Source organism: Paenarthrobacter sp. NPDC092416 (assembly GCF_044755025.1).
Classification (GTDB): Bacteria; Actinomycetota; Actinomycetes; order Actinomycetales; family Micrococcaceae; genus Arthrobacter.
The window spans coordinates 229,828-249,654 of sequence record NZ_JBIVQG010000008.1 but is presented as its reverse complement, the minus strand read 5'-3'; the positions used below and the strand labels follow the sequence as shown (position 1 = coordinate 249,654).

The window sequence follows — 19,827 nt, the reverse complement described above, 5'->3', positions numbered from 1 at the left end:
CCGGAGCAACTTTTCAAACTTACCCGAACCAGCCGCACAAAGCAAACCAGATCCAAGCCCCCCAAACCACACCAACGACGCACAAAAACGCCACCTAAACCGGCCATTTGAAAGGGAGTCCGTCACCATCTTTCCGCATCAGCGGCGGCGACTCAGATAACTTTACACGCGCCCTACCGCCGGGCCAAATCCGCGTCAACGTTCGTCGAAACCCTTGCAAACACTGGGCAAACAGCCCCAAAACAGTCGAAATCCAAGGCTAAATCAACAAAACGACTTTCCGTGAAGCCCGTCACACACGTCACCGTCACCGCCGGGCACCAAGACCAGCTGCCGCCGTCGAACGTTCCTTGCTGTCGACCGGCAACCAGGACGGACCCACTCGACTCCACGCCAGCCCGACTGGCCATGGGAACGACGCAACGCTCCCCCACCGAAGCGAAAGAGCGTTGCGTGAATACCAACAGTAAATGAGAGAACGTCCGCCCAAACACGTCAGGTTGTGAGAGAGCGTGCGGTTTGGGATCAGTGTCCCCCGTGACCTGCGCCTTCGGTCCGCCGCATCATCGAGGCCAGTACTACAGCAGCGACAGCGATGATGGTCGCTGCCAGGAATGCTGCCTGCATGCCGGCAACCAAACCCGAGGCTGCGGACACCACGGCGAAGATGGACACGAGCAACGCCGTGCCAGCTGCGCCAGCCACCTGCTGTGCCGTGCTCATGATCGCGGATCCGTGCGAGTACAGGTGCGGCGGCAGCGGGTTCAGGCCCGTGGTGAAAGCGGGCGTGAAGAGCAAAGCCAACCCGAAGCTCAGCGCTACGTGCAGCGCGATCACCCAGGCGAGCGGACTGGACTCATTCAGCGTCGAGAACTGCCACAGCGTCAGGACCATGAGGAGTGAACCGGACACCGTCAGCGGGAGTGGACCGACCTTGTCGAAGAGCCGCCCGATGACGGGACCCAGCAGACCCATGGCCAAACCGCCCGGCAGCAACGCCAGCCCGGTCTCCATGGGCTGCAGGTGCAGGGTGTTCTGCAGGTACAGCGGCAGCAAGATCACCCCACCAAACAGTGCCATCATGGCCACGACCATCAGCAGTGTGGAGACAGTGAACATCCGGAAGTTGAAGGCCCGGAGATCCAGGAGCGGAGCGTCGGTCTTCTGCAGTTTGAGTTGGCGGAACACGAACAGCGCCAAGCACACAAGTCCCACCACAAGCGCAATGACCGGAACGGTGCCGGCGTTGGCTCCACCGATCTGGCTCAGCCCATACACCAGGCCACCGAACGCTGGAACTGTGAGGACCACGGAGATGAAGTCGAGGCCTGTCTTACCCCGTTCGCCCACATTGGTGAGGAACTTGGCGCCAATGGCCAACGCGGCCAGTGCTACTGGCAGCACGAAGACGAACATGAACCGCCAGGAGAAGTGGTCCAGGATGATGCCGGACACCGTGGGACCCATGGCGGGGGCAACCGAGATCGCGATACTGACGTTGCCCATCACGGCACCCCGGCGCGCCAGCGGAACCAGCGTGAGGATAGTGGTCATGAGCAGCGGCAGCATGATGGCGGTACCGCCGGCCTGGATGACTCGCGCCAATAACAGCACTGCGAACCCCGGCGCGAGGGCGGCAAGCAGCGTACCGCCACTGAACAGACCCATGGCCAACATGAACGCGCCACGCGTGGTCAGCCTCTGCAGGATGAAGCCGGTGGTGGGAATGACGACGGCCATGGTCAGCATGAAGCCGGTCGCAAGCCACTGAACCGTTGGAGCGTCCACCTGCAGATCTGTCATCAGCCGCTGGAGTGCCACGTTCATGATGGTCTCGTTGAGGATCACCACAAAGGTGGCGACCAGCAAGGTGACGATCACCGTGACGGACTCGCGGGACATCTTTCCTGAAACAGGCGCCTGCTGCGCTGATGTTTCCGCGGTAGGCGCCGTGCTGGAAGCCGCGTCCAGGGAAGTAGCTCCGCTGGAAACGGGGTCGCCTTGGGCGTCGGACGAGACGTCGGTAGACATGAGGATTCCTCAGGATTGTTCTTGGGTTTCGGCGATCTAAGCCGGTAAAGACAGGAACAGTCTAAACGCCCGCAGCATTCCCGTCAGCAGGAAAATCCAAACGTTAGGAAAATAGTGGCGCGTTGTCTATCAGCCGCACGGGACCGACCTTCGCGGCAATGATGGCCAGCCCCTCGCCACGGAACGGTGTCTCCTTGCAGTTCTCCGCCAGCGGTTCGAGGCTAGTGGGGTCAACGACGTCGAAATAGTCCAGTTCCACGAGTGGCTGGGATTGGACAAGCGCGACGGCGGACTCCAGGTCCAGCGGTTCGTGCGCGTTTGCGCGGGCCTCAATAAGGCGCAGGGCGCGCGACAACACGAGCGCTGCCTCGCGTTCCTCGTCCGACAGGAATCGGTTGCGGCTGGAAAGTGCAAGGCCGTCGTCACTGCGGACAATCGGCACGGGAACGATCTCCACGGGGAAGTTCAGGTCCATGACCATTCTCTTCACCAGGGCCAGTTGTTGTGCGTCCTTCTGGCCAAAGTATGCGCGGTAGGCCGCCGTCGAACCGTCCGCGGCAGGACCCCCGGGAAGTCCGTAATGCAAGAGCTTGGCAACCACGGTGAGGGCACCATCGAAGTGCCCGGGCCGTGAGGCGCCTTCCCACTTGTCGCCAAGGGGGCCGGACGTCACGCGAACCAGCGGCTGGCCTCCGGGGTAGACCTCGTCGACCGTGGGCGCGAAGACCAGGTCGACGCCTTCGGCGTCGAGGAGTGCCAGGTCGGCTTCCAGCGTGCGCGGGTAACGGTCCAGATCCACGGCGTCGCCAAACTGAAGCGGGTTCACGAAAATGGTGGCCACCACCACGTCGTTCTCGGCTACGGCAGTCCGGGCCAAGGCGGCGTGGCCCGAGTGCAGGGCACCCATGGTTGGCACCAGGCCTTGTGAACTCCCCTGCTTGTCAGCCAGGAGCCGGGCACTTTCGGCGCGAAGTTCCGCGGCGGTGGTGACGAGTTTGATGGCCATGCTGTTCAGTTTCCTTCCGGTGCCTTGGGCTCAGTTCCCAAGGCCTCGTTAATGTCGGTCAGTTGTTCCGGACGCAGCAGTCCGCGGTTTCCGGCGCGCCGAGCCGTTGCCCTGGCCATCGCCTGATATGCCGAGAGGACATCGCCGCCTGCACCGCCGTCGTACTCCTTAAGCGCCTGCGCGTGAGCCGAAACTGTCCCCACATCGCCGCGCGCCACCGGACCGGTCAGTGCGGATTCGCCGGAGGCGAGTGCGTTCTCAAGTGTCGCCCGCAGCAGCGGGCCCAGCATGGACTCCGGGGATTCGACGCCGATCTCCCTCAACAACTGCGACGCTTGAGCCACCAGCGTGACCATGTGGTTTGAGCTGTGCGCGAGGGCTGCGTGGTAGAGCGTCCGGTCTGCCTCGGCGATGGCCACCGGCTCCGCACCCATCTCCACCACCAAGGCTTGGGCAATCGGCAACATCGCAGCATCCGCAGTGACGCCGAACGTGCAGTCGAGGAGGCGGGTCAGGTCAAGGCTCATGCCCGTGAAAGTCATGGCGGGGTGAAGGGCCAGGGGAATCGCACCCGCTGCGCGCACAGGATTCAGGATCCCGACGCCGAACCGGCCCGACGTATGCGCCACGAGTTGACCGGGCTGCCATGTCCCGAGCTTCGCCAGTCCCGCCACAAGCTCGCCAAGGGCATCGTCCGGAACGGCAAGAAGCACCAGCTCCGAGCGCTCAACGATGTCCTGAACCTCAAGGATCGGAACGCCCGGAAGCAGGGTCTCGGCACGCTCGCGACTCGCCTCTGACACGGCGGAAACCCCGACGACGGCGTGTTCGGCCGCGCGCAACGCCGCACCCAAGACGGCACCCACTTTGCCGGCGCCGATGATGCCGACTCCGAGTCGTCCTGGCCTAGCCATCGTGGCGGTCCTCCTGATGATGTAGCGAATTTTGGGGTGGTGAGGATGCGGGCCGCGCCTCGGGCGCGGGCGACTCGTGGTCCGTCGCCTGCGCAGCAGCCGCGACCTCGGGTGCCTGTGGCGCTATCTGCGCGAGCCACTGCTCGCTGGTCTGCCTCTTGCGGGCTTCCCGGGCCCGGGCGGCCTGTTGGTCGAAAAGGTCCACCGCTTGTTCCACACCTGCTTGGAAAAGCCGAGGGACAACGGGTCCGGCCGTCGTGTGGAGGACAAGATCAGTCACACCAAAACGCCGTGCCAGCGGCCCCTGCTCCAGGGCCATCGACTGAGTGCGCTGGTGCGGCACCAGGATGAGGACGCGCCACCAACGGCCGGACCGGATCAGCAGCGCCGTTCGCGTTGCCAGAAATCCATTGCGCCGCCAGCCCAGCGGCGCCAGCAACCGTGCGCGGCGCGGCGTGGTGACAAAACCGTCAACGCTTGGGGTACCAATCGATGCCAGGCCTTCGAGTCCCGCATTGAACACCCGCTCCGGATCCTCAACACCCGGGTCTGGCACAACGAGTGAGAGCATCCGCATGACATCGGGCTTCAAGCCAACGGGCAGCAGCGTGGTGCGGGCGGCATTCTCGTTTCCCGCGGCGCCACCGTAGCCAGCTACGTTGACGTGCATCCGGTACCAGCCGAAGATCCGCCACAGCGGCGGTTGCGAGATCTTCAACGCCTGGATGCGCCCCGGAGGGACGGTCTGCGCCTGCGTGTCCAGCAAGCCGTAACGCAGGCGGATACCGTCCGGCGAAATCGCGGCCGTGAAGTTGTATCCCTTGTTGAAGGACGTCCAGTAGGCCGCGCCGACGCCGAGAACGGCAGGAATCAGCGCCAGGAAAATGGCATTGTTTTCGGTCCACACTGAGATGGCGACGGAAGCGGCTGCGCCGAGCAACACACCGATGGTCTGCTCGCTCAGGAGAAGCGAACCGATAAGTCGCGCTGGAGGCACGGACAGGACGACGTGCTCGGGAGCCTCGGGAACTTCTTCCACTGTCTCAGGACCGGTAACTACCCCAGCAGCTCGCGCCAGGATGGTGGCACGCAACTGCTTGGCCTGACGGAGCGGAAGGTAAGCCAACCGCACTGCCGACTCACCGGCGTCGGCCACTTCAAACTTGAGTTCAGCGAGACCGAAGATCCGCGCCAAAAGCGGCTGCACGATGTCGATGGCCTGCACGCGGTCCAGGCGGGCTTGGCGCTGCTGTTTGAACAGAAAGCCCGTGTTGACGCGGACGTAACCCTCGGCCACTTGGTAGCGCGTGAAGTACCAACTGAGGATGAAGCCACCCACGGTCAGGAGCAGCACGATTCCGCCGCCAGCCAAAAGCCACGGAACGCGGCCGTTGAGGTTCGGATCCAGGAAATCGCGGCCCTGCAGCATACGTTCGAAGGCGTCGCGGCCAAAGAAATACCCGACGGCGGCAAGCGCCACCCAGCCGCGGACAAACGGTGACGCGGGGTGGACACGCTGCCAGTCGCCGTCGACGGCCTTGGCGGCCTGGCTCACGGCGGCGCTGTCTGCCGGGCTCACAGCCCAGCCAACCTGGCTTCTCCACGGGCCGAAAGTTGCTCGCGCAATCGCGCGCCCTCCGCGGTCGGAAGCCCGGGCAAGTAGGCGCTGGTACCGGCCGAAGCCGTATGAAGTTTCAGGGTGCAGAGCCCAAGGCCCCGCTCAACAGGGCCGACAGAGACGTCCACGTACTGCATGCGCCCGTACGGAACCACCATGGTGCGCTGGAAGAAGATCCCGCGTCGGATCAGGAGGTCGTCGTCGCGCTCGGCGTAACCGATAGCCCGGACCTGGCGCGGGATCAGCACGAGCCTCCAGAGCGCCAATACGATCATGAACGCCGGCACCGTGATGGCAAGCCACAGCGGGGGCCACCGCCACCAACCCAGTTGCACGAAGATGAGTGGCAGGCTCAAAATCGCCACCATCACCAGGTTGCCGATAGCCCACTCCACCAGGCGCACAGTGACGTACTTCGGAGAGACCCGCAACCACTGGATTCCGGGAGGGTCAATCGCCTCGGTATGCATACTCGCCTTCGCCTTTTGCTTCGCCGCGGCGGGTTTCCGGCCCTGGGGCGCCGCCTTCCAAGTCTTCAGGAGGGATCCGGCAGAACCGTTCCACCACCAGGCCGACGATCACCATGACTACACCTCCACCGCCCATGAGCAGGGCGTTCCAGAGGATGCCTTGATCGCTGCGCAGGCTCCAGACCCGGAGAAGATCCAGGGAGATGCCGGCGTGCCAGCCCAGCAGCAAAGTCCCGGCGTACGCGCAGGCCTGTGCCAGGACGAGGGTCCGCGCCGCCAGGATGGGGTTCAGCATGTTCTTCTTTTTGCCGTTGCGCCAGCGCAGGACACGAATCCCCATGATCAAGGTCAGCCCTGCGATGACGCCCATCGTAACCAAAGCCGAAACCGGCAGGACGGGCGTGGGCATGCTGAAGCGATTGGTCACCGCAGTGGCAATCCAGCCGATGGCGGCAGCGATGACCACAATGATCACCAGTACCAGCGGGCGCATGGCCTTCATGGCTACTCCACCGCTCCCGTCGCCGGGACACCGGCGACGTCACCGTAGCCGTCGAAGCGCCGGATATCGGGCATGTCCGCGGCTTTCGCGGCCAGCTCGGCCACACTCTGGCCATTCAACACGGCGTTCGGTTCAAGGAGGGACCACGGGTAAAGAACGAATGCCCGCTCGGCTGCCCGGGGATGCGGCAGCGTGAGGACGGGATCGTCGCAGGCGAGATCGCCGAACACGACGATGTCCACATCCAGCGTCCGTGGACCCCAACGAACCTCACGCACCCGGTGGTGTTTCTGCTCGACGTCGTGGCAGTGCTGGAGAAGCTCCAACGGGGTCAAAGTCGTTTCCACGGCCATGACCATGTTGAGGAAATCGGGCTGCCCCTCGGGCCCACCCACTGCCTTGGTCTGGACTACCGGAGAAACACCGAGGAGTCTTACATCCGGCGGATCAACCAGATCAGCGACAGCGGTGGACAGGGTGTCGTTGCGCTCTCCCAGATTGCTGCCGAGCGCCAGAATAGCCTTTGTATAGCCGGACGTCATGACCGCTCCCGATGGACGCTGACAGTGACGTCGCCAAACGGCACCTCGATGGGCGCCTTCGGTTTGTGGACGGTAACGTCTACCGCGGCCACGTTGTAGTTGGCCAGGATGCCCTCAGCGATCCTGACAGCAAGGGCCTCAATCAGGTTCAGCGGCTCACCCTCGATGTGCCCGGTGATGAGCTCGGCCACCTCGCCGTAATGCGCCGTGTACTGGAGATCGTCGGTTTCGGCAGCCTTGGTGAAATCGGTGTACAGCACCGCGTCAACCACAAATGGCTGGCCGTCACGGCGCTCGAAATCGAACACTCCATGGTGACCGACGGCGGTGACGCCGGTCAGCGTGATCCTGTCCACAATCCTCCGATCAGCGGGCGATTCGGGCGGCGACCTTGACGGCGTCAAGGCTCGGCCCGACGTCGTGAACGCGGACAGCCCAAGCGCCCTTCGCGGCACTCAGGGCGGTGATGGCGGCCGTGGCAGAGTCACGCTCCAACGGCGCGGCGGACTTCCCGGCGACAGTCAGCAGCGAACCGAGGAAGCGCTTGCGCGAGGCGGCCACCATGACCTTGTGACCGAGCCCGAACAGCTTGTCCAGGTTCTTCAAAATCTCCCAGTTTTGGTCCTCGTTCTTCGAGAAACCAACACCCGGGTCAACAATGATCTGCTCTGGAGCAACCCCTGCTGCGTACAGCTTGTCGCGGACGCCACTCAGTTCTGCCACGACGTCTTCCGTGACATTTGCGTAGTCCGTCAGGCTGTCCATGGTCCGGGCGTCGCCACGGCGATGCGTCAGGATGTACGGGACCTTCGTGCGCGCCACAAGTTCAGGCATGTCCGGCTCGATGGTGAGTCCGGAGACGTCATTAATAATCGCGGCACCGGCCTCGACCGCAGCGGCAGCCGTGGACGTGTGCATGGTGTCGATGCTGACCAAGGCGCCTGCCTTGACCAGAGCCTGGATCACCGGGAGGACGCGCTTCTGCTCCTCTTCCGGGGAAACGGGCTCCGCACCGGAGCGCGTGGATTCGCCGCCGACGTCGATGATGTCCGCACCGGCGTAGAACATGCGCAAGCCCAGGGCAATTGCAGTGTCCGGGGTCCGGTGCGTACCTCCGTCGCTGAAGGAATCCGGGGTGACATTCAGGATTCCCATGACGAGCGTCCGATCCGTTGGCAGGTCCTCGAACCTGGCCGCGGGGCGCGGCTTGCGGAGGATCGGCAGGGGGCTTGTGGCCGGGCCGGTTCCGGGTGCTGCAGCGAGGGAATCCATATGTTGCTTACCTTCCGATGATGAGGCTCATGGCCTCGGCGCGGGTGGCCGGGTCATGGAGTTGACCGCGCACCGCGCTGGTGACGGTCTTGGCGCCGGGCTTACGGATGCCGCGCATGGACATGCACATGTGTTCGCATTCGACGACGACAATCGCCCCGCGCGGGTTGAGGTGCGTCACCAGCGCGTCAACGATCTGCGTAGTGAGTCGCTCCTGCACCTGCGGCCGGCGCGCGTAGATATCGACCAATCGCGCCAGCTTGCTCAGGCCGGTCACCTTGCCGTCATGTGACGGAATATAACCGACATGCGCGACGCCGTGGAACGGCACCAAATGGTGCTCACACGTCGAGTAGAAGGGGATGTCCTTTACCAGGACAAGCTCTTCATGGTCGAGATCGAACGTGGTTGACAGGACATCAGCGGGGTGCTGATGCAGGCCTGCGAAGACCTCGGCGTAAGCCTTGGCTACGCGCTTTGGCGTGTCCTGCAGGCCTCCGCGGTCCGGGTCTTCACCAATGGCCAGCAGAATTTCACGGACCGCTGCTTCAATACGGGGGCGGTCCACTTTGTGGCCCCGATGGCCGCTCACGGCTGGGCCGTGGGCGGCGGCGAGGTCGTCGTCGTCGAAATGAGTCACAGCAGAAAGCTTAGCCGTGAAGCGGAGAGTCGTTGGCGCCGTCGGGTCCCGGCGACTGGAAGGAGTCCTGGCTGCTGACACCTTGTGCGTGGGGTGAAACAGCGTCCAGCGGCTCGTCCAAGCGGGCCTTCTTGGCTTCTTCCTGAGCCTCGCGTTCGGCCTTCTCAACACGGCTCTCCACCGGCGGAATCGACTGGACCGGACGGGATTCCTTGGACAGCCAGATCTCGCGGAAATCGCGCTTCCGGATGTCGTGGAAGATCTCCGCAATCTCGGCCTGGTTGAGGGTTTCACGCTCGAGCAATTCGAGTGCCAAACGGTCCAGGACGTCGCGGTTCTCGGTGAGGATGGCGTAAGCCTCGTCGTGTGCTTGATCGATCAGGCGCCGCACTTCCTCGTCCACCACGTAGGCGATCTGGTCGGAGAAGTTACGTTCCTGCGCGGCGTCACGGCCAAGGAACGGCTCGCCGCCACCCATGCCCAGCTTCACGGCACCGATGCGTTCGCTCATGCCGTACTGCGTGACCATCTTTCGGGCCGTTGACGTGGCCTTCTCGATATCGTTGGAAGCACCCGTAGAGGGATCGTGAAACACGATTTCCTCGGCGACGCGTCCACCCATGGCGTACGCCATCTGGTCCAGCAATTCGTTGCGCGTAACCGAGTACTTGTCATCCTCAGGGATCACCATGGTGTAACCGAGAGCGCGGCCACGGGGAAGGATCGTGATCTTGGTGACGGGAGCGGAGTTCCGGAGAGCGGCTGCAACGAGCGCGTGGCCACCTTCGTGGTACGCCGTGATCTTGCGTTCAAGTTCCTTCATGACACGGCTGCGCTTCTGCGGGCCGGCCATGACGCGGTCAATGGCCTCGTCAAGTGCGCGGTCGTCAATCAGGTTGGCGTTGGAACGCGCCGTCAGCAGCGCAGCCTCGTTCAGGACGTTGGCCAGGTCTGCACCCGTGTAACCGGGCGTCTTCTTGGCGACGGCCCGGAGGTCAATGCCCTGAGCCATTGGCTTGCCCTTGGCGTGGACGTTCAGGATCTGCTCGCGGCCCACCATGTCCGGAGCTTCAACGGTGATTTGGCGGTCAAAACGGCCTGGTCGCAGCAGCGCAGGGTCCAGCACGTCAGGACGGTTGGTGGCTGCGATGAGGATGACGTTTGTCTTGACGTCGAATCCGTCCATCTCCACGAGGAGCTGGTTCAGCGTCTGCTCACGTTCGTCGTTACCCCCGCCGATGCCAGCGCCACGATGACGGCCGACGGCGTCGATTTCGTCAACGAAGATGATAGCCGGCGAGCTTGCCTTGGCCTGCTCGAAGAGGTCGCGGACACGGGAAGCACCCACACCGACGAACATTTCAACAAAGTCCGAGCCCGAGATCGAGAAGAACGGGACACCGGCTTCGCCGGCAACGGCTCGGGCAAGCAGCGTCTTACCGGTACCTGGAGGACCGTAGAGCAGCACGCCCTTGGGGATCTTGGCGCCAACGGCCTGGAACTTCGCCGGTTCCTGGAGGAATTCCTTGATCTCCTGGAGCTCTTCCACGGCTTCCTCTGCGCCGGCGACGTCAGAGAACGTCACCTGAGGCATGTCCTTATTGACCAGCTTGGCCTTGGACTTGCCGAACTGCATCACCTTGGAGCCGCCACCCTGCATCCGGGAGAGCAAGAACCAGAACAGCACACCCAGCAGCAGCACAGGGATCAGCAACGAGAAGAGGCCGGAGAACCAATTGTTCTCAACAGGCTGGTCCGTGAAGCCCTTGTCCGGGTTTGCGTTGGTCACTGCCTTTACGACGTCAGGACCGCGATCGGTGACGTAGAAGAACTGGACATTCTTGCCCTTGTCCTGGCCATCCAGGTTCAGGTTGTCCTTGAGAACCAAGTCGACGCGATTCTCGGCGTCGAAAATCTTGGCCTGCTCCACCTTGCCGCTTTGGGCGAGAAGTTCCAGGCCGTCCTTGGTGTCAATGCGAGTAGAACCGCCCGGAGCCAGCGTTGCGAATGCCACCAGGAGCAAGCCAACGACGACAACAATCCAGATGCCCGGGCCCTTGAAGAAACTCTTAGCTTTCATCTGATCGGGGATTGGCCCCGTCCCTCCTGGTAGTGCTGCTAGGCGCAACTCCTGCGCGCGAGTGGTGCTGCTTCAGTTTCTAGCTATACACCGTTCCCAGTAATTCACGCACTGGAAAGCGCAAAAGTTCCCTCTGGGCGTACAGGGGATCCTTTTGATTTCCGGGATTGTGGCGGATTCCCGGCGGGTTCCCCTGTGTCCGCACCACTTACCGCCAACCGCACCCGTACCTACTGGTGCGCACGGCGGGAACAGGCGCGACCCGATTCCACTACTGGTGCGCATGGCGGGAACGGGCGCATTGGCCGAGACCGGTCAGCTGCTTTCGATCCAATTCCGAGGCAGAGTTATCCACATACGCCGGATTGGCTCTGTTGGAAGTGATTGCAGGCCGGGAGCGTAATACCTATGACTTATCCCGAGCTGATCCTGTCGTCCGATGCCACTCGCATCGGCCAAGACTCACGGCTACTCGCTAAACGAGCCAAGCGTGGAGAACTCGTTCGCGTGCGTCGAGGGGCCTACCTACTGGCTGACCACTGGGACGCTCTAGGTGCTCGCCAGCGCCACGGAATGCAAGCAGAGGCGTTGGTGAACACGACTCTAAGTGCACCGGTCTTCAACATGCAGACTGCGGCCATGCTCTGGGGACTCGGGGTAGTGGGCGTCCCGAACATGTTGTGCACGGTCACCGACGATCCCACGGGTGGTCGATCCAAGCATGGGGTCCGGCGAACACTGGGATCTCTCGAGAGCGGGGTCGGCCAACTTGGAGGCTTCACGGTTACGGACAAAGTACGAACGACCGTGGAGTTGGCCGGCACTTTGACCTTTGCCGAAGCTCTGGCCGTCGTGGATTCCAGCCGTCGGCCGCCGACTCTTGACGCAGCTCGGCGGGAGACCAATTGGGAGAAAGATAGAGCTTGGGGTCCAGCTGCTGATATGGAGGATTTGGGTAAGGCAGTTTCCAGACTCGGCAGCGAATCCCGACGGCGTCGTGCAGCCAGGGTTCTCGAGCTATCAACCGACATGTCTGAATCACCGGGCGAGTCCATGAGCCGCGCCCAAATGATCCTGCTCAACTTTCCCCCACCCAGTCTCCAGGCATCGTTTACCTTGCGGAATGGGAGTACCGCCCGAACAGATTTCTGGTGGCCGGAATTCGATCTCGTGGGGGAATTCGACGGTCAAGGCAAGTATTTGCGGGACAGGTTGCGAGGCAATCGGACCCTTCAACAAGTTGTGATGGCGGAAAAGGCCCGTGAGAACGCCCTGCGCGCCCTGGGCCTCTCGGTGATTCGCTGGGATTGGGCCGAGATGATGAATCCAAGGGCGTTTTCGCAGATCCTGAACGATGGTGGACTGAAGTCCCTACGAGCAGCCTGAAGCAATAGGGACCACCGGGGTCCCTACGAGCAGCCGAGCAGCCTGACCGATTCGCTGCGCCCACGCTGGCAAAGAAATAACCACGCCACTAAACCCGCACCAGCTCCCGCCCGGCGCGCCCTTAAACGCCAACGCCGCACCAGTTCGCGCCCGGCGCACCAGAGGTTACGGGTGCGAACGGCGGAAAGTGGTGCGGCAGCGGGTGAAGAAAGCCTTACTCGTAGACGTGCGGGGCCAGGGTGCCCACGAAGTCCAGGTTGCGGTACTTCTCTGCGTAGTCCAGGCCATAGCCAACAACGAATTCGTTGGGGATGTCGTAACCAACGTACTTGACGTCGATTTCCACCTTCGCGGCGGTCGGCTTGCGGAACGCCGTGCAGATCTCGACGCTGGCCGTGCCGCGCGATTCCAGGTTGGACTTGAGCCACGAAAGTGTGAGGCCGGAGTCGATGATGTCCTCGACAATCAGCACGTCTTTGCCCATGAGGTCGGTGTCGAGGTCCTTGAGGATCCGCACGACACCCGAGGACTGAGTGCCCGAACCGTAGGACGAGACAGCCATCCAGTCCATGCTGACGTGGCTGTGCAGTGCACGGGCCAGGTCTGCCATGACCATGACAGCACCTTTCAGGACACCGACGATCAGCAGTTCGCGGCCTTCGTAGTCCTTGTCGATCTGCGCTGCCAGTTCGGCGATGCGCGTTTGGATCTGCTCTTTGGTGTAAAGAACGTGCTTGAGATCTGCCTGGACGTCGTTTGAATCCACCAATGGCTCCTGTTTTGATGCTCGGGTGCGGCTACTGTTGGGGCGATTTCTGATGCCGGAATACTAGCTTCCCACAGCGCACGGCTTCGCGGGGACCGGCTGTTGCCGAAGCAGCAGACTCGGGACCGCCGGAGGCAGCCCGTTCCTGCTCCAAATCACTCAATGACAAGCGGTACACACTGACGTGCCCGGGGAGTTCCACAGGACCAGCCGAACCCTGCCGACGGAGCAGCGCTTCCGCCGCCTGGAGGCGCCCGTAGCCGGGTTGTTGGCCCCCGACGTCGGCAGCAGCCTTCGCGATGACGCGGAACCTGAGTGCTGCGGGAAGGTCTCGGACGGCGTCCTCAGGCAACCACGCGCCGTCGTCCGTGCGTTGCACAAGCGAGAGATACGTCTCGTTGGCGAGATCCTCAAGAAAGTCCGCGTCCTGCTGGAGGATCGCTGCAGTTCGAGCCAACGACTCTGCGACGCCCGGGCCAAGCTTTTCCTCGAGCACCGGCATGACCTCCACCCGGGTGCGGGACCTCGCGAAGGCGGGATCGGCGTTGCTGGGGTCATGCCACGCGTCCAGTTCCTCGACGTCGCAGATCTCCAGGGTTTCTTCGCGGCGCAATCCAAGGAACGGCCGGAGTAAGCGACCGCGGAAAGGCCTCATACCGGCGAGCGAACGGGTGCCAGAACCACGGGCCAGGCCCAGAAGAACCTGTTCGGCTTGGTCGTCGAGAGTATGTCCGAGCAGGATTGCCTGGCATCCAAGGTCATCAGCAGCAGACTCCAAAGCGGCGTGACGGGCGTCCCGCGCAGCAGCTTCCGGGCCAAATCCAGTTGAAGCCACCTGTACGGTGCGCACTTCCACGGGAGAGAGTCCGAGTTCACGCAGGGTCTCAGCGGCCCGGGCAGCTACCTCAGCTGAGCCGGGCTGCAATTGGTGGTCCACCACAACTCCGGCCACGGACACGGGATGCCCGTCAACGTGACCGCGTCGGGCGAAGTAGGCTGCGATGGCCGCGAGTGCCAGTGAATCCGGCCCACCGCTGCAGGCGACTAGAACGCGTTCCGGGTACCCCGCTGAGGCCAAAGCGTTTTGCAACTGTTTCCGCGCTTTGCCGACCACGGGCGCCAAACGCCCCGGCCGCCGTCGACCCTTGCCGGGGGAGACGGATGCAGCGCTTGGGGAACTGCTCAAAGCCCCATCCGCTCAAGCCAAAGCTTGGAATCGTGAATCTCTTCCTCGGTGGGGAGGTTTTCTGCGGATTCCCAGACCCGGTTGAAGCCTTCCATGCCGGCTACAGCCACGACACCGCGCACAAACTTGGCACCGTCCGTGTACTGGCGCATCTTGGCGTCGAGGCCAAGGATGTTGCGGATGAACTTCTCCAGCACGCCCCGGTCCTTGCCGCGATCGTTGAATCGCTGGCGGATGGTCTTCACGGACGGGACAATGCTCGAATCCACGGCATCCATCACCACATTGGCATGCCCCTCGAGGAGGCTCATGACGGCCGTGAGATGGGACAGGGATGCCTTCTCCTCGGGGTCCTGCAGGAGGTCAAGGATGGCGCCGCGGCCCGGGATACTGCCTGAAGCCGTACGGTCGCGCAGTGATTTGGCGGCGGCTGTCGCGCGTTCCATGAGTGAATCGACGTTGCCCAGGAGGTGCCCACTGAGCTTCTCGATTTCGTCCAGCATGTGGTGCCGAAGCCAAGGCGCTGCGGCGAACTGCACGCGGTGGGTTTGCTCATGGAGGCACACCCAGAGCCGGAAATCGTCGGGGTGGACGTTGAGTTCGCGTTCCACCGAAATGATGTTGGGCGCCACGAGGAGGAGACGGCCACCGGGAGGGACGTTTGCGTCCGGCGCCAGAGCGGCGAAGGGATCGTACTGTCCCAGGACCTTGCTGGAGAGGAAAGCCAGGATGGCGCCCAGTTGGCTGCCCGTGATGGCTCCGCTGGCATTCGCAGCCGCAGGCGTCATGGACAGGCCGCTGCGGGATTCCAGCATTTTCTGCAACGCAGGTTGAAGCATGACGGCGAAGCTTTGGGTGTTCGCTTTGGACCAAGAGGCCCGGTCAACCACCAGGACATGCGAATCGCGCAGGTCCCGTGCGGCTTCCAGGCCAGTGATGTCGTGCACGTGCGGGACGGAGATATCCGCGTTGAAGCGCAGATTGTCCACGGCTTTCCCGATTTCGCCGGCGCTGAGCGCGGGGCCGGGTGGGGCGAGCCGGGCAGCCGTAGCAGCGGCCAGGTCCCAATTGATCAGGGACGGGGTCCCCGCTGACGAATCTCGGGCAGATGACACCATACGGTCCATCACATCACACCACCCTGACAGCGAGCCCTTAAGTTCGCTCCGCGCGGAGCACACGGCCCACATAGGGGACGAGATATCGCTCCAACAAGCCCCCATTGGGACATGTGCTGTCCCCGAGTTGGGTGAGCAGGCAGCGTTAACCGCGGCAGCCGCACGCCGCCAGCACCGACGCCGAGCGGTCCATCGCCACCTTGTTGGCCGCAGCACCGGGTTCCAGCCCGTTGCCGATGAACGAGAACACGAGGAGCCTGCCGTCGGCATCCACCACATACCCGCTCAGGGCAATCACCGTGTTCAGCGTTCCGGTCTTGGCACGCACCAGACCGGCTCCCTCAGCCGTGCCGGCATCCACATATCTGTCGTCCAAGGTGCCCGTCAGGCCCGCCACCGGGAATCCGTCCAAGGCCGTCCGCAACGAGAGATCCGGCCCGCTCGTAATGGCCCGGACCACCTCGGCAAAGTGCAGTGCGCTGACCTGGTTGTCCAAGGCGAGACCGGAAACATCGGCCAACTGCAACTGCTTGGGATCAGTGGCGATTCCCAACTCCCCCAGCCGTTGGCGCACGGCCGCAGTGGCGCCGTCGTACGTCGCCTCGTGACCAGACGCAGCAGCAGTCATCCGACCGAGCGCTTCCGCCAGGAAGTTGTCCGAGGTCTCCAGCATCAGGTCCACCTGCTCGCTGACCGTGGCGGACTCAGCGGAGGCGAGCACTTTGGCTGGGATGCCTTTTCCGCGTTCGACGCCGGGACTCACCTGAACGCCGGCGGCCGCCAACTGCTCGGCGAAAGCCTGGGCGGTGGTGACAGCGGAATCCTGCGGACGCGGCCCGGTGGCCACAGTCGGCGAATACCGGCCGGAGTTCAACGCCAAGGAAAACAAGGGTGCGGTTTCGCCGGCGGCGACGTCGTCCAGACTCCAGGCCGGGTTCAGGGGCGCTCCGTTGAACAGCGAGTCATCCACCAGCACCGAAACTGACCCTTTGACTCCCGCTGACGCCAAGGCAGCGGCAGTATCCTTCGCTAGCGAAGCAAGCCCTGCCCGTCCCGCAACCGCAGCGGTGTTGGACGCTCCGGCTCCGAGCAGAACATCCCCTCCCCCGGTCAGGACGACGGTAGACGGGTCAGAACCGGCGAGCACTCGGGTGGTGAAGCGCGTTTCGGGACCCAGCGCCTTCAACGCGGCGACAGCGGTGAGCAGCTTCATGTTCGACGCCGGGATCCGGTTGGCGCTTGCCTCGCGGTCGAAGAGGACCTGGCCCGTGGAGCCGTCCATCACGACGCCGGTAATGCTGCCTGCTCCAGAGGGCTTCAAGGTCTCATCCAGCAAGCGGGCAAGCACCTCGGGCACCGGTATCGGCGCGTCCGTATCAAGAGGCAGGACGGCGTTCGCGTCTGAAAGGGCGCTGGGTTGCTGCTGCCAGGCGGGAATCTGCGGTGTGGGCGCGGGGGTGGTGAGGAGTCCGGGCACCATCCCTAGAACTACGGTGGCGCTAAGGAATACCAAGACAATCACGAGAAGTACTGGCGAAAGCAGGCGCCTCCGCACCGCGGCCACCCACTTCCGGGCACCCCCGTCTTTAACGCCCATCATGGAAGTTGCTTGGTCCTGTCAGTCCTGAAATGTCCCCGCCGGTTCAAGAAACCCGGGTCTCTCGCTATATCCTCAATAGTAGTCGGCGGCGCCGGCTGCACTTTTGCCTGCCGCCAGCCCTGGGCTGAACAGCCCGCCCTGAGGGACCGTCACCCGTGACGGCCGCCATTTTCGGCGGAGCCAACGCCCACCCACACCCGTCAAGGAGCATTCCATGAAGCACGACGTGACCATCGAGATCCCCAAGGGATCGCGCGTCAAGTACGAAGTTGACCACGAAACCGGCCGCGTCCGCCTGGACCGCGTCCTCTTCACCTCCATGCAGTACCCCACCCACTACGGGTTCTTCGAAAACACCCTGGGCGAAGACGGCGACCCGCTGGACGCACTGGTGCTTCTGCAGGACTTCGATCTGCACCCGGGCGTCATTGTTGAGTCCCGGCCCATCGGCGTCTTCAACATGACCGACGACGGCGGCGGCGACGCCAAGGTCCTCTGCGTTCCGGTGGACGCCCGCTTCGACCACATCCAGGAAGTCAGCGACGTCAGCGAATTCCTGATCAAGGAAATTGAGCACTTCTTCACCCGCTACAAGGACTTGGAGCCTGGTAAGTGGGTCAAGGCTGAGGGCTGGGGCGACCGCGCCGCTGCTGAAGCCGAGCTGGAAGCTTCCATCAAGCGCTTCTCGGCCGAAGGCCACTGAAACACTGCTTGACTTGCCCGACGGCGGTTGGTGCGGTTCCATGTGAACTGCACCAGCCGCCGTCGTACTTTAAGCAACGCGGGGTCAGATACGGCCCATTGTTGGCTAAGACATGGGCCCTAAGTGACCCCGCGTTGCTTTACATGGGCATGTCTCCCCATCGCGGCCGCTTCGGGGTCCGCCTAGGCTGGGACGAGACTTTTCGATCCATGCACACAGGGGGTTCTTCATGGCCGGGTTCTACGGCGCGGACATCACGCAGCTTCGCAGCCTTGCCGGGGTGATGGGCAAAGCCGCGGAGGCCATTAACCTCCAGAGTGCGCAGCTCACCAACGCGATCAATACCGCAAACGCCTGGCAGGGCCGGGACGCCTCCACGTTCAAGAGCGAGTGGAACAGCCAGCACCGGCAAAGCCTCATGAAGGCTGCCAGCATGTTGCGGGAGAACGCCAGCGAGCTGAAGAAGCACGCCAACCAACAAGAGTTCGCAAGCCACAACGATGGCGCGCGCAGTTCAGTGGGCGTTCTGGCTGACGTCTACGAAACCGGGACGGCCGTCAAGGACCTGGGCTCACAACTGTGGGCAGCGTACAAGTTGGGCACGCTCGGCTGGCGGGACTTCGCCAAGACGCGCGAAGTGCTCACCAACTGGCGCGCGGGAGGCACGGTGGTGCGCGACGCGTTGACTGCACTGCGCAACGGCGAAAAGGTCACTGATGTCATCACGGACCTGAAAGCCAATATTCCCTACAGCCAGGCGTTCCAGGATGCCAGCAAGTTCTCGAAAGGCCTGCGCGTCGCCGGAGCGTTGGCGGCACCGCTGAACATCGTCGGCGGCATCAGCGACATGATCAACCCGGAGCACGACGGTTGGCGTGGAACGGGCGACCGCGTGGCAGGCGGGCTCTCCGTGGTGGGTGGGGTGGGCAGCATCATGCTCATGACAGCCGGCGGCGCGGCTCTTTTGGGGCCGATCGGCGCTCCGATCGTGATCGGGGCAGGCATTGTCGCCGGCGCCTGGGCGCTCGGAAATCTCGTTGCTGACAACTGGGATTCCATCAGCAACTTTGCCCGGAACCCTGGCAGCTACATTGCCGACGGCGCCCGGGAAGTGGGCAATTTCGCCAAGGATGTAGGCAGTAAGGTGGCTGACGGGGTCAGTAGTGCCGCCAAGTCAGTCGGAAACTTTGTCGGAGGGATATTCGGATGACCACCAGCACCATGAAATGGACCGAGCGGGACATACAGGCAGCCGCCAAAGTCCTGGCCTCGGCCAGCGCCACGGGAGCCGCGCTTCCCACGCTGACCGACGAGGAAGTTGTTGCCTTGGACGGCGTCCAGCACGAGCAAATCGTTGCCCTGCCATGGTTGACCTCGCAGGATGCCAGCAAGGAACTCATGTGCGCTGTAGCCCTTCGCGGGCTGCTCGCCAAGGAACTCGTCTATCCGGTGATCTTCGAGGGCGAAACCGAACCCTCCCGACTGCACGCGACCGAGGAAATCACGGGCGCCCTGACCCTGCGCCGCAGCGGCAGCAACGTTGTTTCCGTGGAGCGTACGGTTTCCACCGGCAAGCGCTGGCTGTACGGCTACGTCCACGATGAAGGCGTGCTGTTGGAGGAAGTGGATGAGGGCGGCCTGCACGGCTTCACCGTAGTTACCCGTGAACAGCTGGTGCCGCGCCTTGCCGAATTCGTTGACCCGGACCAGGCTGCATCCCGCGACACCGACCCCACGGTCTACACAGAAGCTGACTTCGAGGAGCATGCTGCAACGGCCCTGGCCAACACCCGCGCAGCCAGCAACGTGGTGGCTTTCAACTCGGATACCAACGACTTCCCCACCGTCACCGTGTACACCGGCCCGTCCGGAGTCCACGTCCTGACCCCGCAGGTCAGCGGCGAGTCCGTCTCACTTGAGGTGAAGGAAACGTCTGCCGCTACTCTGGCCGGCATCCTGGGCGGACTGGCCGGCCTGGCCTGACGTTCCGCAC

19 protein-coding genes are annotated in these 19,827 nt (G+C 63.2%); 4 read left to right on the top strand and 15 right to left on the bottom strand.

What is annotated here, in order from left to right:
* Positions 1-525: 525 nt before the first annotated feature.
* The 11 genes from ACIQC5_RS16380 to ftsH form a co-directional block, all read right to left on the bottom strand.
* On the bottom strand, positions 526-2,031 hold the full coding sequence (locus ACIQC5_RS16380; RefSeq protein WP_400284503.1) for a DHA2 family efflux MFS transporter permease subunit: 1,506 nt from the start codon (positions 2,029-2,031) through the stop codon (positions 526-528).
* Positions 2,032-2,134: 103 nt separating this feature from the next.
* Entirely contained in the window at positions 2,135-3,037 is a 903-nt protein-coding gene (panC, locus tag ACIQC5_RS16375) for a pantoate--beta-alanine ligase (protein ID WP_400284500.1), read from the bottom strand.
* Positions 3,038-3,042: 5 nt separating this feature from the next.
* Complete coding sequence (locus ACIQC5_RS16370) at positions 3,043-3,951, bottom strand: Rossmann-like and DUF2520 domain-containing protein (RefSeq protein WP_400284497.1); 909 nt, start codon at positions 3,949-3,951, stop codon at positions 3,043-3,045.
* The gene (locus tag ACIQC5_RS16365; protein WP_400284494.1) at positions 3,944-5,530 is read right to left on the bottom strand and encodes a PH domain-containing protein; all 1,587 of its coding nucleotides are present in this window, start codon (positions 5,528-5,530) and stop codon (positions 3,944-3,946) included. Before ACIQC5_RS16365 ends, ACIQC5_RS16370 begins: the two co-directional genes overlap by 8 nt.
* The gene (locus ACIQC5_RS16360; RefSeq protein WP_400284491.1) at positions 5,527-6,039 is read right to left on the bottom strand and encodes a PH domain-containing protein; all 513 of its coding nucleotides are present in this window, start codon (positions 6,037-6,039) and stop codon (positions 5,527-5,529) included. Before ACIQC5_RS16360 ends, ACIQC5_RS16365 begins: the two co-directional genes overlap by 4 nt.
* A complete protein-coding gene (locus ACIQC5_RS16355; RefSeq protein WP_400284488.1) occupies positions 6,020-6,541 on the bottom strand; it encodes a DUF3180 domain-containing protein in 522 nt (173 codons plus the stop codon). Before ACIQC5_RS16355 ends, ACIQC5_RS16360 begins: the two co-directional genes overlap by 20 nt.
* Positions 6,542-6,543: 2 nt before the next feature.
* On the bottom strand, positions 6,544-7,083 hold the full coding sequence (folK, locus tag ACIQC5_RS16350; protein ID WP_400284485.1) for a 2-amino-4-hydroxy-6-hydroxymethyldihydropteridine diphosphokinase: 540 nt from the start codon (positions 7,081-7,083) through the stop codon (positions 6,544-6,546).
* The gene (folB, locus tag ACIQC5_RS16345) at positions 7,080-7,439 is read right to left on the bottom strand and encodes a dihydroneopterin aldolase (RefSeq protein ID WP_400284482.1); all 360 of its coding nucleotides are present in this window, start codon (positions 7,437-7,439) and stop codon (positions 7,080-7,082) included. Before folB ends, folK begins: the two co-directional genes overlap by 4 nt.
* A 10-nt stretch (positions 7,440-7,449) precedes the next feature.
* Positions 7,450-8,355, bottom strand: coding sequence for a dihydropteroate synthase (gene folP, locus ACIQC5_RS16340; protein WP_400284479.1), 906 nt, complete (start codon positions 8,353-8,355; stop codon positions 7,450-7,452).
* 7 nt (positions 8,356-8,362) lie between these two features.
* Positions 8,363-8,995: a GTP cyclohydrolase I FolE gene (gene folE, locus ACIQC5_RS16335; protein WP_400284475.1), complete on the bottom strand. Its 633-nt coding sequence runs from the start codon at positions 8,993-8,995 to the stop codon at positions 8,363-8,365.
* Between the two features lie 10 nt (positions 8,996-9,005).
* On the bottom strand, positions 9,006-11,075 hold the full coding sequence (gene ftsH, locus ACIQC5_RS16330; protein ID WP_400284473.1) for an ATP-dependent zinc metalloprotease FtsH: 2,070 nt from the start codon (positions 11,073-11,075) through the stop codon (positions 9,006-9,008).
* Positions 11,076-11,483: 408 nt separating this feature from the next.
* On the opposite strand from ftsH, the gene ACIQC5_RS16325 reads away from it, so the two are divergent.
* Positions 11,484-12,461 carry a hypothetical protein gene (locus tag ACIQC5_RS16325; protein WP_400284470.1) on the top strand — a complete coding sequence of 326 codons (978 nt, stop codon included), beginning with the start codon at positions 11,484-11,486 and terminating at the stop codon, positions 12,459-12,461.
* Positions 12,462-12,675: 214 nt separating this feature from the next.
* Here the strand turns inward: ACIQC5_RS16325 and hpt are convergent, their stop codons facing one another.
* The 4 genes from hpt to dacB all read right to left on the bottom strand — a co-directional run bounded on the left by hpt (position 12,676) and on the right by dacB (position 17,128).
* Positions 12,676-13,227 carry a hypoxanthine phosphoribosyltransferase gene (gene hpt, locus ACIQC5_RS16320; RefSeq protein WP_216924216.1) on the bottom strand — a complete coding sequence of 184 codons (552 nt, stop codon included), beginning with the start codon at positions 13,225-13,227 and terminating at the stop codon, positions 12,676-12,678.
* 31 nt (positions 13,228-13,258) lie between these two features.
* Positions 13,259-14,317: a tRNA lysidine(34) synthetase TilS gene (gene tilS, locus ACIQC5_RS16315; protein WP_400284540.1), complete on the bottom strand. Its 1,059-nt coding sequence runs from the start codon at positions 14,315-14,317 to the stop codon at positions 13,259-13,261.
* A 92-nt stretch (positions 14,318-14,409) separates the two neighbouring features.
* The gene (locus ACIQC5_RS16310) at positions 14,410-15,531 is read right to left on the bottom strand and encodes a zinc-dependent metalloprotease (protein WP_400284467.1); all 1,122 of its coding nucleotides are present in this window, start codon (positions 15,529-15,531) and stop codon (positions 14,410-14,412) included.
* 145 nt (positions 15,532-15,676) lie between these two features.
* A complete protein-coding gene (dacB, locus tag ACIQC5_RS16305) occupies positions 15,677-17,128 on the bottom strand; it encodes a D-alanyl-D-alanine carboxypeptidase/D-alanyl-D-alanine-endopeptidase (RefSeq protein ID WP_400284537.1) in 1,452 nt (483 codons plus the stop codon).
* Positions 17,129-17,345: 217 nt separating this feature from the next.
* Here dacB and ACIQC5_RS16300 point away from each other — a divergent pair, with 217 nt between their 5' ends.
* From ACIQC5_RS16300 to ACIQC5_RS16290, 3 genes are all read left to right on the top strand, one after another.
* Positions 17,346-17,834: an inorganic diphosphatase gene (locus ACIQC5_RS16300; protein ID WP_144663396.1), complete on the top strand. Its 489-nt coding sequence runs from the start codon at positions 17,346-17,348 to the stop codon at positions 17,832-17,834.
* A gap of 229 nt (positions 17,835-18,063) precedes the next feature.
* The gene (locus ACIQC5_RS16295; RefSeq protein WP_400284463.1) at positions 18,064-19,044 is read left to right on the top strand and encodes a hypothetical protein; all 981 of its coding nucleotides are present in this window, start codon (positions 18,064-18,066) and stop codon (positions 19,042-19,044) included.
* Positions 19,041-19,817, top strand: a complete 777-nt coding sequence (locus tag ACIQC5_RS16290; RefSeq protein ID WP_400284460.1) for a hypothetical protein — start codon at positions 19,041-19,043, stop codon at positions 19,815-19,817. The genes ACIQC5_RS16295 and ACIQC5_RS16290 overlap by 4 nt, the downstream gene beginning before the upstream one ends.
* Positions 19,818-19,827: the final 10 nt, after the last annotated feature.